Here is a 16,754-nt window from a genome sequence, read left to right on the forward strand (position 1 = left end):
ATAGCCGAAAAGTGTCCCTTTCACCAACCGGCTGCTGCTTACCGGCACCGGGCCGGTGGTGTACGGTCGCCCCTGCAATCGCGCCCTCAAGGGAGCCGAAGGGAAACGCCGAGATGACCCAGTTCAACGAAACCGAGCTCACCACAGCCGTCATCCGCAGCTTCGACCAGACGCCCGATCCGCGGGCCAAGTTCCTGCTGCAGGAACTGGTGAAGTCGCTGCACGATTACGTGCGCAAGACCGATCTCACCTTCGAGGAATGGGACCACGCGATCGGCTTCCTGACCCGCACCGGTCAGAAGTGCACCGACATCCGCCAGGAATTCATCCTGCTGTCCGACGTGCTCGGCGTGTCCATGCTGGTCGATGCGGTCAACCACCGGGATCGCGACGGCGCGACCGAGACCACCGTGCTCGGCCCGTTCTATGTCGGCGAGCACAAGGTAACGCCGCACGGCACCGACATCTCGGCAAGCCTACCCGGCGAGCGCATGTTCGTGCAGAGCCGCGTCACCGACCTCGACGGCAAGCCGCTGGCCAATGTGCCGGTCGATGTCTGGCACGCGGACGACGATGGGTTCTATGACTCGCAGAAGCCGAGCTATGCCGCCGAGGGCCCGTCCTCGCGGGCGCGCTTCGTCACCGATGCCGACGGCCGCTTCTTCTTCCGCACCATCGTGCCGTGCAGCTATCCGATCCCGACCGACGGTCCGGTCGGGCAGATGATCACGCAGACCAACCGGCATCCGATGCGGCCGGCGCATGTGCACTTCCTGGTCAACGCCAAGGGCCATGAGCCGCTGATCACGCATGTGTTCGTCGAGGGCGACAAGTACATCGACTCCGACGTCGTGTTCGGCGTGAAGGACGAACTGATCGCCAAGGTCGAGCGGCGCACCGATCCTGTGATGCCCGACGGCCAGCGGTCGGATGGCCCGTGGAGCCTGATGACCTACGAATTCCACGTGAAGCCCGGCGGCGGAATGGCGCCAGCGCCGCTCGGCACCAAGGTCGCCGAAGACGCCTGATCACTGCGGTCTCCAAGCGCTCTGCTCAATTCATGTGCGGCGCACAAGAATTGGGCGGATCGCATTCTTTGGCAGCGTGCGAGAACTCCGCGCGTGCTGCGACAAGTTGCGCAAAACATTGCATTAAAATCGATTTTTGCACTGCGGTAGCTTGGCACAAGGCTTGAATAGTCAGGTGTCGACGCCATTGAAGCCGTCCCTCGAGGCCACCCCATCGGATTTCTGACGCTGCCAGTCCGGGGCATCCCCGGTGCATGCCCTTTTGCGCCCTGCGCGCGTCGCCACCCGATGAACGGTGCTCGACGCAAAGACGCAACACCGTAACGCAACGACGCAAAGGACGACCGATGACCAAGCCCAGCAACAAGCCCCCAGGCCGCGCGATCAGCCGTCGCCAGCTCCTGAAGGCAAGCAGCGGCGCCGCCGCGCTGCTCGCCGCAGCCAAGCTCAGCTTTCCCGCTGGTGCATTCGCGGAAGGCGCGGGTCCGGAAGTGAAAGGCGCCAAGCTCGGCTTCATCGCGCTCACCGACGCCTCGCCGCTGTTCGTCGCCAAGGAGAAGGGCATCTTCGCCAAATACGGCATGCCCGATGTCGAGGTGCAGAAGCAGGCCTCGTGGGGCACCACGCGCGACAATCTCGTGCTCGGCTCCGAGGGCAACGGCATCGACGGCGCGCATATCCTGACCCCGATGCCGTATCTGATCTCGGCGGGCAAGGTAACGCAGAACAATCAGCCGACGCCGATGTACATCATGGCGCGGCTCAATCTGAACGGTCAGTGCATCTCGGTCGGCAAGGAATATGCCGATCTCAAGGTCGGCGTCGACACCACGCCGTTCAAAGCGGCGCTCGAGAAGAAGAAGGCCTCCGGCAAGGCGGTGAAGGCCGCGATGACTTTCCCGGGCGGCACGCATGATCTGTGGATCCGCTACTGGCTCGCTGCCGGCGGCATCGATCCCGACAAGGACATCGAGACCATCGTGGTGCCGCCCGCGCAGATGGTGGCGAACATGAAGGTCGGCACCATGGATTGCTTCTGCGTCTGCGAGCCGTGGAATCTGCAGCTCATCCATCAGGACATCGGCTACACCGCGATCACGACCGGCGAGCTCTGGGACAAGCATCCGGAGAAGTCGTTCGGCCTGCGCGCGGCCTGGGTCGACAAGAACCCGAAGGCCGCGAAGGCGCTGCTGATGGCGGTGATGGAAGCGCAACAGTGGTGCGAGAAGGCGGAGAACCGCGAGGAGACCGCGGCGATCTGCGCCAAGCGGCAATGGATCAACTGCCCGGTCGAAGACATTACCGACCGCATGAAGGGCAAGTTCGACTACGGCACCGGCCGGGTGGTCGAGAACTCGCCGCAGCAGATGCGGTTCTGGAAGGACAACGCATCCTATCCCTATCAGAGCCACGATCTCTGGTTCCTCACCGAGGATATCCGCTGGGGCAAGTACGAGGCGGGATTCGACACCAAGGCGCTGATCGCCAAGGTCAACCGCGAGGATCTCTGGAAGGAGGCCGCCAAGGAGCTCGGCGTATCGGACATTCCGGCATCGACGTCGCGCGGCAAGGAGACCTTGTTCGACGGCAAGGTGTTCGATCCCGCCGATCCTGCCGCTTACCTGAAGTCGCTGTCCATCAAGCGTGTCGACGTCTGAGTTGACCATAGGGCCGCGCATGCGCGGCCCGTCCTTCGACCACGGAGATTTTCATTCAATGTCGATGCCTGCCATGAAGACCGAAGTGTCGGCGGTGGCGATCCCGCAGGCCACAGCCGCGGCGCCGATCGTGACCATGACGCCGAAGCGCGCCCCGCGCGCCGATACCTACGCAAAGATTGCGAAGGAGACCGCGGCGCGCGTGGTGCCGCCGCTGATCGTGATCGCCTTGTTGCTGGTGGTGTGGGAGCTGATCTGCCGGCGCGCCGGCTCCAGCCTGCCGCCGCCGTCAAAAGTGTTCAAGGACACCAGGGAGCTGATCCTCGATCCGTTCTTCGACAATGGCGGCATCGACAAGGGCCTGTTCTGGCATCTCTCCGCCAGCCTTCAGCGCGTCGCCTACGGCTATTCGCTGGCGGCGATCGTGGGCATCGGGCTCGGCACGCTGGTCGGCCAGTCGGTCTGGGCGATGCGCGGGCTCGATCCGCTGTTCCAGGTGCTGCGCACCATCCCGCCGCTGGCCTGGCTGCCGCTGTCGCTGGCGGCATTCCGCGACGGCCAGCCCTCGGCGATCTTCGTCATCTTCATCACCTCGGTGTGGCCGATCATCATCAACACCGCAGTCGGCATCCGCAACATTCCACAGGACTACCGCAACGTCGCTGCCGTGGTGCAGCTCAATCCGCTGGAGTTCTTCACCAAGATCATGATCCCGGCGGCCGCGCCCTACATGTTCACCGGCCTGCGCATCGGCATCGGCCTGTCCTGGCTCGCGATCGTCGCCGCGGAAATGCTGATCGGCGGTGTCGGCATCGGCTTCTTCATCTGGGACGCCTGGAATTCTTCGCACATCAGCGAAATCATTCTGGCGCTGTTCTATGTCGGCATCATCGGCTTCGTGCTCGACCGGCTCATTGCGGGCCTCGGCAAAGTCGTGACCCGCGGCACGGCTGCGAACTGAGGAGGACCGGTCATGCAGGCCTATCTGAAGCTCGATCACATCGACAAGACCTTTACCCGCGGCAGCGCCACCACCGAGGTGTTGAAGGACATCAACCTCACAATCGAGAAGGGCGAATACGTCTCGATCATCGGCCATTCCGGCTGCGGCAAGTCGACCCTGCTCAACATCGTCGCCGGCCTCACCGGCGCCACCAATGGTGGCGTGCTGCTGGAGAACCGCGAGGTCAACGCGCCGGGGCCGGATCGCGCCGTGGTGTTTCAGAACCACAGCCTGCTGCCGTGGCTGACCGTCTACGAGAACGTCAAGCTCGGCGTCGACAAGGTGTTTGCCAGAACCAAGAGCAGGACCGAGCGCGACGCCTGGGTGATGCACAATCTCAGCCTGGTGCAGATGGCGCATGCCAAGGACAAGCGACCGAGCGAGATTTCCGGCGGCATGAAGCAGCGCGTCGGCATCGCGCGTGCGCTCGCCATGGAGCCGAAGGTACTGCTGCTCGACGAGCCGTTCGGCGCGCTCGACGCGCTGACCAGGGCGCATCTGCAGGATTCGGTGATGGCGCTGCACCAGAAGCTCGGCAATACCATCCTGATGATCACCCACGACGTCGACGAGGCCGTGCTGCTGTCGGACCGCATCGTCATGATGACCAACGGCCCGAGCGCGCGGATCGGCGAGGTGCTCGAGGTGCCCCTGGCGCGCCCGCGCAAGCGGCTCGAACTCGCGACCAACCCGGGCTACCTGAAATGCCGGCAGCGCGTGCTCGAATTCCTCTATGAGCGCCACAGCTTCGTCGAGGCGGCATGAGCAGCGCGTTGCTCACGTGAGAGTTTTTTCTGCCTCGCCGCAATGGCGCGGCGAGGAAGCAGCGTGCACGGAGGCACACATGACGGAAGACCAGGTCAAGCTCGTCCAAGAGACCTTCGCCAAGGTCGCACCGATCTCGGAGCAGGCGGCGGTCATCTTCTATGACCGCCTGTTCGAGGTCGCGCCCGGCGTCAAGGCGATGTTTCCATCCGACATGACCGAGCAGCGCAAGAAGCTGATGGGAACGCTTGCCGTCGTCGTCAATGGATTGAGCAATCTGCCGTCGGTGCTTCCGGCCGCGAGTGCGCTCGCCAAGCGTCATGTCGGCTATGGCGCCAAGCCCGAGCATTATCCGGTGGTCGGCGGCGCATTGCTGTGGACCTTGGAGCAGGGCCTCGGCGAAGCCTGGACGCCTGACGTCGCCGCCGCATGGACCGCAGCCTACGGCACGCTGTCCGGCTACATGATCTCGGAAGCCTACGGCAGCGCGCAGGCCGCCGAGTAGGCGGTCGTCCGAGCTTGCCGCGGAACATCGGTTTCGCTGCGAGCGGAAGCTCTATCCACGTCATTGCGAGCCAACGGGTCGCGCGAACGCGTGCCCGATGACAGGCTCCGTGAAGCAACTCATACCTCCACTTGTCGAGAGATGGATTGCTTCGCTTCGCTCGCAATGACGAAAGGATCGATCTATGGTCCCCTCGTTCCGCTAACGGGTGAACCAAAAAAATGATGTTCCTGGAAACGCCGCCGAAACTGATCCCGACCGAGGTCTTTTCCGCCGTGCCGGCCGAATTCCGCCGCAAGGTGGCGAGCGAATGGGCCGACGCCAACCGGCCCGGCGCGGTGACCGACTGTTTCATCGAGGGACCGTCGTTCGATGCGTCAGGCAATCTCTACATCGTCGACATTCCGTTCGGCCGCATCTTCAGGATCGCGCCAGACAGGTCATGGACGCAGGTCGCCGAATATGACGGCTGGCCGAACGGGCTGAAGATCGATCCGATGGGCCGCATCCTGATCGCCGACTACCGGCACGGGCTGATGGAGCTCGATGTCAAATCGGGCGAGGTCACGCCGCTGCTGCGTTCGCGCAATTCTGAATCGTTCCGCGGCTGCAACGACCTGCACATCGCCTCGAACGGCGATATCTACTTCACCGACCAGGGCCAGACCGGGCTGCACGATCCGACCGGCCGGGTCTATCGTTTGAAAACCGGCGGGCAGCTCGACTGCCTGATCGACACCGGCATCAGCCCGAACGGGCTGGTGCTGGATCCACAAGAGGCGGTGCTGTTCGTCGCCATGACGCGCGACAATGCGGTGTGGCGCGCGCCGTTCATGAAGGACGGCAGCGTGTCCAAGGTCGGGCGCTTCTGCTCGCTGTTCGGTCCCAGCGGACCCGACGGCATGACAATGGACCAAGCGGGGCGGCTGTTCGTTGCGCACGCCTCGCTCGGCCATGTGTTCGTGTTCGCGCCGAACGGCGAGTGCGTCGCGCGGATCAAGTCCTGCGCTGGACAAAGCTGCACCAATGTCGCGATCGGCGGCGTCAACCGCGACCGGCTCTACATCACGGAATCGGTGACGGGCACGGTGCTGGTCGCCGACATCAGCGGGCTCGGCTAGGCCGCGACACGGGGCCTTTCCGGGAACGGCGAATCGTACAGCCAGGCCAGCTTGTCGCAGAATTGCTCGAGGCTGGTCTCGCGGACCAGCTGGTTGCGCAATTGCGCGTGCACGCCGGATGGATGATAGACATGGGTGCCGAGTTCGCGGGCCTGCAGCTGAACCCGCGCCGTGCGCATCAGCCGAACCTGCCGGTACTTCTCCAGAGCATCTTCGAAGCGATCCGGCATCTCGCCCAGCAGCTCGGCGATCCAGACCGCGTCCTCCAGCGCCATGCAGGCGCCTTGGGCAAAGTATTGCAGCATCGGATGCGCGGCGTCGCCGAGCAGCACCGCGCGCCCGTCAACCCAGCGCTCGATGGGATCGCGATCGCAGGTCACCCACGCCTTCCAGTCCTTGCCATGGTGAATGATCGCCTTGGCGCGGGGATGGACGTCGCGAAAGCCTTCCAGCACCTCCTCATGGGTGACCGGCTTCGCGGCAAAGGCTTCCGGTGGATCGTTGTGGCAGGTGATGGCGAGGTTGAACACCTTCCAGCCCGAGAGCGGGTAGTGCACCAGATGGCACTTGGCGCCGGCCCATAGGGTCGCGGCGTTCCAGCGCAGATCCTCCGGCATCTGTTCGGTCGGGATCACCGATCGATAGGTGGTATGGCCGGCGATCCGCGGCGGGCCGTCATCGACCATCTGCTGGCGAATCCGAGACCGCAGTCCGTCGGCGCCGATCAAGAGGCAGCCTGTGATGCGCTCGCCGGATTTGAGCCGCGCGATCACCGTCTCGCCGTCATGGTCGTAGCCGACCACGTCGCAATCGCTGCGTAATGTGATGAGGGGATGCGCCTCGCAGGCGCGCAGGAAGATGCCATGCAGGTCGCCGCGATGCACCACCGCATAGGGATTGCCGAAGCGCTGGCGGAAATAGCTGGTGAGATCGATGCTGGTGATCTCCGCGGCGGATATGGCGTCCATCAGCCGCAACTGATCGATGAACACCGCAATCGAGCGGGCGGCATCGCCGAGATCAAGATGGTCGAAGGCATGGAAGGCGTTCGGTCCGAGCTGGATGCCGGCGCCGATCTCCTGATAGCGCGGCGCGCGCTCCAGCACGGTGACCTGAAATCCCTTGCGGGCCAGCGCGACTGCCGCGGCCAGTCCGCCGATGCCGCCGCCTGCAATGATGATCGGGTCCCTGCGCATGTCCTCTCCCTGAATTTGTGGCTCTATTTCCTCGGTATCTTGCGCCGGCGGCCGGTACTGCCCTTGACGTCGACTTTGGGCTCGCGCGTCTCTTTCGCCGCCGCCGCCGGCACCTCGATCAGGCCGGCCTCGACCTCCTGCTCGAGCCGATCGAGATTCTTGTAGAGCTCGACCAGCACCTGCTTGAGCTCGGCCGCTTCCTTTGCCGACATCGCGCCGGTTGCGACTTCCTCATAATGCTGGGCGATCGGCATCAGCCGGGAAGCCAGCTCGGCGCCCTTGGGCGTCAGCGCGACCTGAAGGCTGCGCTGGTCGTTTTCCGGCCGGTCGCGCGTCAAGAGGCCGGCGCGGCTCATCTCGGCCACGATGCGCGACAGCGTCGAGACGTCGGCCGACGTCAGCTCGGCAATTTCGCCGAGCCGCAACGGGTGTCCCTGCTCGGAAAGCGCGGCGAGCACGCGGTACATCGGCAGCGTCAACTTCTCGTGACGGATGACGCGGACGAAGAGGTCGCCCATCCGCACGCCGAGCCGGGCGAGCAGATAGGGCAGCGAATTCGAAAATCGGTACACGGGCTTAGGTCCTGGCAGGAGAGGTCCGCCCGGAATAGCCGCCGGTCTTCGCATCGGCAACAGTTGCATCTCAATTATTTGCATTTACAACTTTATCATTGACAAGTATTTGGACCGGATGTCTTGTCCTGTCAACACGGAAACGCCGCGAGCCGGAAAGGACGACGCCATGCAGGGAAAGATCGCGCTGGAGGAGCACTTCGCCATCGAGGAGACGGTTCGCGACAGCGCCGGGTTCTCGCCCGCCGACGATTGGGTCGAGCTCAAGGCGCGGCTGCTCGACATTCAGGACCGCCGTCTTGCCGAGATGGATGCCCACGGCATCGAGCTGATGCTGCTGTCGCTCAACGCGCCGGCGATCCAGGCCATTCCCGACCGCGGCCGCGCGCTCGAGCTGTCGCGCCGCGCCAACGATTTCCTCGCCGAGCAGGTCGCGCGGCGGCCGCAGCGCTTCCAGGGCCTGGCCGCGCTGCCGATGCAGGATCCGGAAGCCGCCGCACGCGAGCTCGATCGCTGCGTGAGCGCATTGAAATTCCGCGGCGCACTCGTCAACGGCTTCAGCGAGGTCGAAGGCCACGACGGCGCGCTCTACTACGACCGCGAGGAGTTCTGGCCGTTCTGGTCCGAGGTCGAGCGCCTCGACGTTCCGTTCTATCTGCATCCGCGCAATCCGCTGGCGAAGGATGCCGCGATCTACGAGGGCCATCGCTGGCTGATGGGGCCGACCTGGGCGTTCGGCCAGGAGACCGCGGTGCACGCACTGCGCCTGATGGGTTCGGGATTGTTCGACGCCTATCCGCGGCTGCAGATCATCCTCGGCCACATGGGCGAGGGCCTGCCGTATTCGATGTGGCGGGTCGATAATCACAACAAGTGGATGCGCGCGCAGAACGTCTATCCGGCCAAGCGCAAGATCGCCGATTACTTCCGGGAGAATTTCTACATCACGACGTCAGGCAATTTCCGCACCCAGGCGCTGATCGACGCGATGCTCGAGATCGGCGCCGACCGCATCCTGTTCTCGGCCGACTGGCCGTTCGAGAACATCGACCATGCCGCCGAGTGGTTCGACGCGGCGACGATCGCCGAAGGCGACCGCATCAAGATCGGCCGCGACAACGCCCGCAGCCTGTTCAAGCTCTAGACGCGTTTATTTCAACCTGCCGCAGAGCAGGGCGCAGCATCAGTTGCAATGGAGGAAACCGTGAGCACTTCGCGAGACATCGACGTGCATGAGGAGCTGTCCAGTGCGGCCGTTGGCCGGCTGCACATCCTCCTCGGCATCCTGATCACGCTCATCACGTTGTTCGACGGTTATGACACGTTCAATCCGGCCTATGTCATCCACTACGTGGCAAAGCCATGGGGGCTGTCGCCGAGCCAAGCGGGGCTGCTGGTGAGTTCGGGCCTCGTCGGATTCCTGTTCGGGGCGGTCGGTCAAGGCACGGTCGCCGACCGGCTCGGCCGGCGCGGCACGCTGCTCGCAGGCCTCTGGATCGTCAACGTCTTCACGCTGCTGACCGCAACGGTCGGCAGCGATTTCTGGAGCTTCTGCGCGCTGCGCTTTGCGACCGGCCTCGGTCTCGGCGTGCTGTTGCCGCTCGGCACGACCTTTGTCAACGAACTGGCGCCGCGCCGCGTCAGCAACGCATTTTCATTGTGGGGCGTGACGCTGGGCTGGTCGCTCGGCGGCGTTTGCGCAGGGCTCGTCGGTGTCTATCTGACGCCGCATTACGGCTGGCAGATCCTCTATTACCTCGGCGCGCTATCGATCCCGCTGACCTTCGTCGCGCATTCGGTGCTGCCCGAAAGCCCACAATTCCTGGCGGCGCGGCGGCACACCGAAGAGTTGCGTGCGCTGCTCGCGCGGCTTCGCCCGGAACGCGCCGCCATCTATCGCAACGCGAGCTTCGTCTCGGCCGACGCCGGCAGCGTGCCGAACCCGATCGCGGCGCTGCTGAGCCCGCGTTATCGCCGCGTCTCGCTGACGATCTGGATCACCGCGTTCCTCAGCCTGTTCGCGATCTTCGGCCTGACCGGCTGGATTCCCACTGTCATGCAGAAGCGCGGCGAAACGTTTGCCGCATCGTTCGGCTTCGGCGCGCTGATGCAGGGGATGTCGTTCGTCGGCGGGCTGACGCTTGCGATGCTGGCCGACCGCAAGATATCGCTGACGCCGCGCTACCTCGCGACACGGTGGCTGACCGGCGGCATCGCCGTGCTGGCGCTGGTGTTCGTCAGCGGTCACGGCGTCAATCTCGCGATCGTCGCCATCGCCGGCTTCTGCATCATCGGCGCACAGCACGTGCTCAACAATTTCACCGCGGGCTCATACGAGACGCTGCTGCGCGCCAGCGGCGTCGGCATGGAATTGGGCGTCGGCCGGGTCGGCGCGATCCTCGGGCCCTATGTGATCGGGCTGCTGCAGCAGGTGACCGGTGGTCCGGACATCGTGTTCTGGGTGATCGGCGGCGCCGCGATCGTCGGTGCCTTTGCGATCGGCTCGCTTGGACTGACCGCTGCGGTGCGGCCTGCGGCCATCGACACGGCGCCCGCGGAATAGCGATCAAGACGAAAGGAGCCTCTGATGTCCAGCTCTACCCATACGGCCGCGAATGCCGGCGCAGCACGACTTCCGGATTCCCCGGTGCTGCTGTTTGCCCGGTTGGCGATTGCGCCGCTGTTCCTCTACAGCGGCATCGGCAAGTTGATGGCCTTCTCCGCGACCGCCGGACGTCTCGGCGGCGCCGACGGCATCGGTGCGGTCCTTGCGGCCGGTGCGACCGCAGTCGAGCTCGGCTGCGGCATCGCACTCCTGCTCGGCCTGCTCGCACGCCCCGCCGCCGTCATCCTGTTCCTGTTCACGATCGCGGCGACGCTGATGTTCCACAATTTCTGGACCGCACCGGAGGCGCAGGTCGTCACCCAGACCATCAACTTCCTGAAGAACCTCGGCCTGCTCGGGGCACTCGCGATGATCGCGGTCTACGGGCCCGGAAGCTACGCGGTGAATGCCGGCAGCAGGTCATGAACGCCTGATTGCTTCAAGGGCGACCGCCTGCCTTCGACGCGCTAGTCCGGTTTACGAACCGGCGCTGGAACGAAGCACGCTGTCGCCGGGCGCGATGGATAACAGCCAGTCGCCGAACACCTGCTCTGCCTGTGCGGCGACGGACCTCGCCAGCGCCTGCGTCGTCGCGCGCAGCTCGGGAACCGAGACTTTCGCCGTGGACAACTCGACGGCGTGGCCGACATACCATTCCTCGAGCTGCCGCGGATCGGCCTCGAGGTGGAATTGCAGCGCCAGTGCGTTGCGGCCCCAGGCGAAGGCCTGGTTCTCGTAATTGGCATTCGAGGCCAGCCGCACGGCCTCCTTGGGCAGGTCGAAGGTGTCGCCGTGCCAGTGCAGCACTTTGCTGTGCAGGTTGCGCAGGCAGGATGATCTGCCGTCCGCCGTCAGGTCGATCGGGCCCCAGCCGATTTCCTTGACCGTGCCCGGAAACACGCGGCCGCCCAGCGCCTGCGCCATCAGTTGCGCGCCGAGGCAGATGCCGAGCGTCGGCAGTCCGCGGCGCAGCCTGTGTTCCAACAGCGCAAGCTCGGTCGAGAGGAACGGATAGGTGTCCGTCTCATAGACTCCGATCGGCCCGCCCAGCACGATCAGGAGGTCCGCATCGCGAATCCCGCGATCGGAGAGGTCGTCGACCGGTGCGTCGCAGAACGACACGCTCCAGCCCGCGCGCTCCATGATCGGGGCCAGCAGCCCGAGGTCCTCGAACGCCACATGGCGGATCGCAATGGCGGAGCGCGGTGGTCGCATCGGCAACGTCCAGTCTTTCGCTATATAATCTCAAATATAGCGCGGCGGATCGCAGTGAGTCCAGCCGCCACGGCGGGTGGCTGATCAGCGGTCGGAATGCATCTTCTCCAGGAAATCCTTCACGCCGCTGACGGCGCCGGTATTCGAGGCGACATAGCCGGGGAGTGCGCCCACGGCCGTGTGAAACTCGCTGCTCTTCATGATGTCGAGCACCCGCTGCATCGGCTCGGTCTCGAGGAACGCACGCTTGCAGACGAAGAAGTAATCCTCCGTGAGCAGGCGGATGAAATCGAGGCCGAACTGCCGAGCGGCGGCCTCGACGCCAAAACTCGCATCCGCCATGCCGCTTGCGACATAGGCGGCGACCGCGGCATGGGTGAACTCCATGTGCTGGGCGCCGTTGATCCGGCCTTGCTGGATCTTGTGCAGCGTCAGCAATTGATCGAACAGCAGCCGCGTGCCGGAATCATGGTCGCGGTTGACGAAGCGGGCCTTGCGCTCGACCAAATCCTTCAGCGAGGTGATCTTCAACGGGTTGCCGCGCTTGACCATCAGGCCCATTTCGCGCGTCACGAAGTTGATCACGCGATCCTCGCGCGGGTCGAGCCATTCCCGGCAGGCCTTGATGCCCCGCGCCCGCAATTCGCCGTGCGGTAGATGCACGCCGGAGAGATCGCAGGCGCCCTGAGCCAGCGAGACCAGCGAGTTCTGGTTGCTGACGTAGCGCAGGTCGACGCCGACGCCGCCCTCGCGATCGAGGAACTCGCGCAGCTTGGATACGGCAAAGCCGTGGCTGGCATGGACCCGGATCACCTGCGGCCGCTGTTCGAGGAACGGCTTGATCTCGGTGACCAATTCCTGCGCGAGGTTCTCGAGCTGCAGCCCGAGCCGCGCCTGCATGCGCTCGCCGGCCCATACCAGCCGTTCGCCGAACGGCGTCAGCTTCGAGCCCTTGCCGCGCTGGGTCTCGACCAGTGGCACGCCGAAGAACTCGGACCATTGCTCGATCAGATTCCAGACATGGCGATAGGACAGCTGCGCATCGCTGGCGGCGCTGGTGATCTTCCCGGTCTTCCTGATTTCGTTGAGGATGCCGAGCATCACGACCGCGGTCTGCGGCGAGTTCTCTTTCCGAAAACGCCAGACGGTCTCGATCTCGATCTGCAGCATCGTGGTCACCATTTATGAAGTCGACTTCATATCCTGGCATACCAATAGGCACAAGATATCATATTTACTGCTGATCAGAGCCTCCTACGTTGAGTCACAACACCAGGAGGAAATATGATGTCGGTTGCATATGACTATGAGCGCGACGCCCGCGCCCCAACCGTTCGGGATGAATTGCTGCTGATCGATGGCGCCCGCGTCCGCTCGCTGTCAGGAAAAACCTTCAAATCGCTCAATCCCGCCACCGAGCAGGTGATCGCGACCATTGCCGAAGGCAATGAGCACGACGTCGACCGCGCGGTCGCCGCCGCGCGCCGCGCCTTCGAAGGTCCGTGGCGCACCATGCGCGCTGCCGAGCGCGGCCACATCCTGCTGAAGTGGGCCGAGCTGCTCAAGCAGCACGCCGATGAAATCGCTACTCTGGAAAGCCTCGATGCCGGCAAGCCGATCGCGGGAGTGTTGCGCCAGGATTTTCCTGCCGCGATCGACACGCTGACCTACTACGCCGGCTGGGCCGACAAGATCAGCGGCGACGTCGTCTCGACCCGCGACGATGCCCTGACCTACACGGTGCGCGAGCCGGTCGGCGTGGTCGCCGCGATCGTGCCGTGGAATTTCCCGCTGATGATCGGCATGTGGAAGCTCGCGCCGGCGCTGGCCTGCGGCTGCACGGTCGTGATGAAGCCGGCCGAGCTGACCTCGCTGTCGGCGCTGCGGATCGGCGAGCTCGCGCTCGAGGCCGGGCTGCCGAAGGGCGTGCTCAACATCGTGACCGGACCTGGTCGAGTCGTGGGCGACGCGCTGGTCAATCATCCCGATGTCGACAAGGTCACGTTCACCGGCTCGCCCGGCGTCGGCCGCGGCATCATGAAAGGCGCCGCGGGCAACTTCAAACGGGTCTCGCTCGAGCTCGGCGGCAAGTCCGCCAATGTGATCTTCGACGACGCCAATCTCGAGGCCGCCGCCAAGGCTGCCGCGGCCGGCATTTTCTTCAATGCCGGGCAGGTCTGCTCGGCAGGATCGCGCGTCCTGGTGCAGGAGAACGCCTATGACGAGGTGGTGGAGCGGCTGGTCGCGCGCGCGGAAAGCCTGCGCATCGGCGATCCCGCGGATCGCGCCACCGTGCTCGGACCTGTGATCTCCGAGAAGCAGATGCGCTCGATCCTCGACTATGTCGAGATCGGCAAGAACGAGGGCGCGCAGCTCGCCACTGGCGGCGAACGCGTCGGCGACCGAGGCTATTTCATCAGCCCGGCGGTGTTCGCCAATGTCGCGCACGAGATGCGCATCTCGCAGGAGGAGATCTTCGGACCCGTCGTCAGCGTGATCAAGTTCAAGGAGGAGGCCGATGCGCTGCGCATCGCCAACGGCACCGCCTACAGTCTCGCCGCCGGCGTCTGGAGCGCCGACATGGGCCGCGTGCAGCGCTTCGCGAAAAAGGCCCGCGCCGGCACGGTGTGGATCAACACCTATGGCTACACCGACGTGCGGTTGCCGTGGGGCGGCGAGCGCGACTCCGGCCTCGGCCGCGAGCACGGCACCGCCGCGCTCGACAATTTCACCGAGCCGAAGGCGGTGTGGATGAATCTCAACGTGTGACCGCGCGTAACGCAGTCAATACGGGGCGCGGATCGGAGGATCCGCGCCGTTGGGGTTGGTGCGGGAACGCGCTGCATATTCCGCCGTCGTCCCGGCGAAGGCCGGGACCCATAACCACAAGTCGCTGTTGTTACGCACGCGTGGAATGACGAGTCCCGCCAACTATGCCTGCTGCGGAGTATGGGTCCCGGCCTTCGCCGGGACGACGATGTGGAGACACGGTCGCCCGTTTGCTTTATCGTCCTCGCGTAGGGCCAGATACGACCCACGCAGAACGAGGCGATCGTGCAGACAAGAAAATTCGGCAGCAACGGGCCGCAGGTCTCGGTGATCGGGCTGGGCACCTGGTATCTCGATCGCGGTGACCGCAAGGCGGCGGTCGCTGCGCTGAAGCGCGGTATCGATGCCGGCATGACCCATATCGACACCGCCGAGATGTATGGCGACGCCGAGCTCGTGATCGCGGACGCGATCACGGGCCGCCGCGACGAGCTGTTCCTGGTCTCGAAGGTGCTGCCGAGCAACGCCTCGCGGCGTGGCACCATCACCGCCTGCGAGCGCTCGCTGAAGCGGCTGAAGACCGATCGCCTCGATTGCTACCTGCTGCACTGGCGTGGAACCATTCCGCTCGCCGAGACGGTCGCGGCGTTCGAGGAATTGACCGCAGCTGGCAAGATCCGCTCCTGGGGCGTCAGCAATTTCGACGCAGACGATCTCGACGAACTGCTCGATGTCGCTGGCGAGGGCAAGATCGCCTGCAACCAGGTGCTCTACCATCTGCGGGAGCGCGCCATCGAGCACGCCGTGATCCCGTGGTGCGAGCGGCATGGCGTGGCCGTGGTCGCTTACTCGCCGTTCGGCCACAATGATTTTCCGTCCGCGTCGAGCAAATCAGGCGCGGTGCTGCAATCGATCGCGCAGGCGCACCAGGCGACGCCGCGGCAGGTCGCGCTGAGCTTTCTCACGCGGCTGCCGTCAGTGCTCGCGATCCCGAAGGCGTCGAACGCGGACCACGCCGCGGAGAACGCCGCGGCGGGAACGCTCAAGCTCAGCGGCGACGAGATCGCCGCGCTCGACGCGGCGTTCCCGCGCGGGCCGAAGCCGCGCTCACTGCCGATGCTCTAACCTGCGGGATCATCAGAAGCTCCGCACCACACAGTCCTTAACAAACGGTTGCGATCGTGGCCCGCGCGCAGGCTGCGGCGGGCGGTCGCGCGCGCTGGTGCATATCGGAGTCCCGTTTTCGGGCATTGTTCTTGCGGCGGAATTGGAGTTCTGTACGAACAGCAGATTCCCCTTATTTTGCTCATCGAGATTGCCGTGACACCGCCCCCCGCCGTAGCCGCCAGGCTGGACAGCGTTCCTCTTGCATTGCCCGCGAAAACATCCGTTGCACGCAACAAGGCACCGGCGCGCACCGACCGGCCGTTCAAGGGCATTGCGCTGATCCTGCTGTCGACGGTCTTCCTCGGCACCTCCGACGTCACCGCGAAATATCTGTCGTCCTCGCTGCCCTCGATCGAGATCGCCTGGATCCGCTTCCTGGTGTTCGCGCTGATCATGACGCCGGCGATGCTGCCGGGCACGCCGCTGTTCGCGCTGCGCAGCAGCCGTCCCGGCCTGCATGTGCTGCGCGGTGCTGCGTTGCTCGGCTCCTCCCTGATCTTCATCACGGGGCTGGGCTTCCTGCCGATCGCGGAGGCCTCGGCCACCAGTTTCGTCTCGCCGCTGTTCGTCACCGCGCTGTCGATTGCTTTCCTCGGCGAGAAGGTCGGCATGCGCCGCTGGATCGCGACTGCGGTCGGCCTCGCCGGCGTGTTCATCATCCTGCGGCCCGGCACCAGCGCCTTCCATCCCGCGGCGGTTTTCCCGCTCGTCTCGGCGCTGGCCTGGGCCGGCACGCTGATCCTGACGCGCATGATGAGCGGCAGCGAACGTCCGATCACCGTGATGACGTATTCGTCCATCGTCGGCGTCGCCATCGTCAGCGCGCTGGTGCCGTTCGTCTGGGTCGCGCCGAGCTGGCACGACATCATGTTCGGCATCCTGATCGGCGTTGCGTCCACCGTCGGACAGTGGATCGTGGTGCTGGCGTTCCGCTATGGCGATGCCTCGGTGCTCGCGCCGTTCTCCTACACGCAGCTGCTGTGGGTCAGCATCCTCGGCTTCCTGATTTTCGGTGAAGTCCCCGATCGCTGGACCATTCTCGGCGCCGGCTTCATCGTCGCCTCCGGCCTCTATACCGCGCACCGCGAGCGCATGCGCCGCTCGCAGTTGATCGCGGTGGCCAGCGAGCCGTCGCCGAACGCCTGACCGC

At 64.8% G+C, this 16,754-nt stretch carries 16 protein-coding genes; 12 read left to right on the top strand and 4 right to left on the bottom strand.

Going from position 1 to position 16,754, the window contains the following annotated elements; all coding sequences use genetic code 11:
• The first annotated feature begins 113 nt into the window (after positions 1-113).
• The 6 genes from CO675_RS02315 to CO675_RS02340 all read left to right on the top strand — a co-directional run bounded on the left by CO675_RS02315 (position 114) and on the right by CO675_RS02340 (position 6,080).
• A complete protein-coding gene (locus CO675_RS02315) occupies positions 114-1,028 on the top strand; it encodes an intradiol ring-cleavage dioxygenase (protein ID WP_097670394.1) in 915 nt (304 codons plus the stop codon).
• Between the two features lie 347 nt (positions 1,029-1,375).
• A complete protein-coding gene (locus tag CO675_RS02320) occupies positions 1,376-2,686 on the top strand; it encodes a CmpA/NrtA family ABC transporter substrate-binding protein (RefSeq protein ID WP_097670395.1) in 1,311 nt (436 codons plus the stop codon).
• Between the two features lie 58 nt (positions 2,687-2,744).
• Positions 2,745-3,647, top strand: a complete 903-nt coding sequence (gene ntrB, locus CO675_RS02325) for a nitrate ABC transporter permease (RefSeq protein WP_097670878.1) — start codon at positions 2,745-2,747, stop codon at positions 3,645-3,647.
• 12 nt (positions 3,648-3,659) lie between these two features.
• Complete coding sequence (locus CO675_RS02330; protein ID WP_097670396.1) at positions 3,660-4,454, top strand: ABC transporter ATP-binding protein; 795 nt, start codon at positions 3,660-3,662, stop codon at positions 4,452-4,454.
• A gap of 79 nt (positions 4,455-4,533) precedes the next feature.
• A complete protein-coding gene (locus CO675_RS02335; RefSeq protein ID WP_097670397.1) occupies positions 4,534-4,959 on the top strand; it encodes a globin family protein in 426 nt (141 codons plus the stop codon).
• 221 nt (positions 4,960-5,180) lie between these two features.
• Positions 5,181-6,080: an SMP-30/gluconolactonase/LRE family protein gene (locus CO675_RS02340; protein ID WP_198964460.1), complete on the top strand. Its 900-nt coding sequence runs from the start codon at positions 5,181-5,183 to the stop codon at positions 6,078-6,080.
• Here the strand turns inward: CO675_RS02340 and CO675_RS02345 are convergent.
• Positions 6,077-7,276 carry a 3-hydroxybenzoate 6-monooxygenase gene (locus CO675_RS02345; RefSeq protein ID WP_097670398.1) on the bottom strand — a complete coding sequence of 400 codons (1,200 nt, stop codon included), beginning with the start codon at positions 7,274-7,276 and terminating at the stop codon, positions 6,077-6,079. The two genes, CO675_RS02340 and CO675_RS02345, sit on opposite strands and share 4 nt — an antisense overlap.
• Positions 7,277-7,299: 23 nt before the next feature.
• Positions 7,300-7,848: a MarR family winged helix-turn-helix transcriptional regulator gene (locus tag CO675_RS02350; RefSeq protein WP_158231174.1), complete on the bottom strand. Its 549-nt coding sequence runs from the start codon at positions 7,846-7,848 to the stop codon at positions 7,300-7,302.
• A gap of 169 nt (positions 7,849-8,017) precedes the next feature.
• Between CO675_RS02350 and CO675_RS02355 the strand changes: the two genes are divergently transcribed.
• The 3 genes from CO675_RS02355 to CO675_RS02365 are packed head-to-tail and all read left to right on the top strand — an operon-like array spanning position 8,018 to position 10,879.
• On the top strand, positions 8,018-8,992 hold the full coding sequence (locus CO675_RS02355) for an amidohydrolase family protein (protein WP_097670400.1): 975 nt from the start codon (positions 8,018-8,020) through the stop codon (positions 8,990-8,992).
• 60 nt (positions 8,993-9,052) lie between these two features.
• A complete protein-coding gene (locus CO675_RS02360; protein WP_198964461.1) occupies positions 9,053-10,411 on the top strand; it encodes an MFS transporter in 1,359 nt (452 codons plus the stop codon).
• A 24-nt stretch (positions 10,412-10,435) separates the two neighbouring features.
• Positions 10,436-10,879: a DoxX family protein gene (locus CO675_RS02365; RefSeq protein WP_097670402.1), complete on the top strand. Its 444-nt coding sequence runs from the start codon at positions 10,436-10,438 to the stop codon at positions 10,877-10,879.
• A 51-nt stretch (positions 10,880-10,930) separates the two neighbouring features.
• On the opposite strand, the gene CO675_RS02370 is transcribed toward CO675_RS02365, so the two are convergent.
• The gene (locus CO675_RS02370; RefSeq protein WP_097670403.1) at positions 10,931-11,668 is read right to left on the bottom strand and encodes a glutamine amidotransferase; all 738 of its coding nucleotides are present in this window, start codon (positions 11,666-11,668) and stop codon (positions 10,931-10,933) included.
• 84 nt (positions 11,669-11,752) lie between these two features.
• Positions 11,753-12,838, bottom strand: coding sequence for a substrate-binding domain-containing protein (locus CO675_RS02375; protein WP_097670880.1), 1,086 nt, complete (start codon positions 12,836-12,838; stop codon positions 11,753-11,755).
• A gap of 117 nt (positions 12,839-12,955) precedes the next feature.
• Here CO675_RS02375 and CO675_RS02380 point away from each other — a divergent pair, with 117 nt between their 5' ends.
• The 3 genes from CO675_RS02380 to CO675_RS02390 all read left to right on the top strand — a co-directional run bounded on the left by CO675_RS02380 (position 12,956) and on the right by CO675_RS02390 (position 16,750).
• Entirely contained in the window at positions 12,956-14,437 is a 1,482-nt protein-coding gene (locus CO675_RS02380; RefSeq protein ID WP_198964462.1) for an aldehyde dehydrogenase family protein, read from the top strand.
• 285 nt (positions 14,438-14,722) lie between these two features.
• Entirely contained in the window at positions 14,723-15,562 is an 840-nt protein-coding gene (locus CO675_RS02385) for an aldo/keto reductase (protein ID WP_097670405.1), read from the top strand.
• Positions 15,563-15,808: 246 nt separating this feature from the next.
• Positions 15,809-16,750: a DMT family transporter gene (locus CO675_RS02390; RefSeq protein WP_502693361.1), complete on the top strand. Its 942-nt coding sequence runs from the start codon at positions 15,809-15,811 to the stop codon at positions 16,748-16,750.
• The last annotated feature ends 4 nt before the right edge of the window (positions 16,751-16,754 follow it).

The sequence above is a fragment of the Bradyrhizobium sp. C9 genome (genome assembly GCF_002532045.1).
Taxonomy (GTDB): Bacteria; Pseudomonadota; Alphaproteobacteria; order Rhizobiales; family Xanthobacteraceae; genus Bradyrhizobium.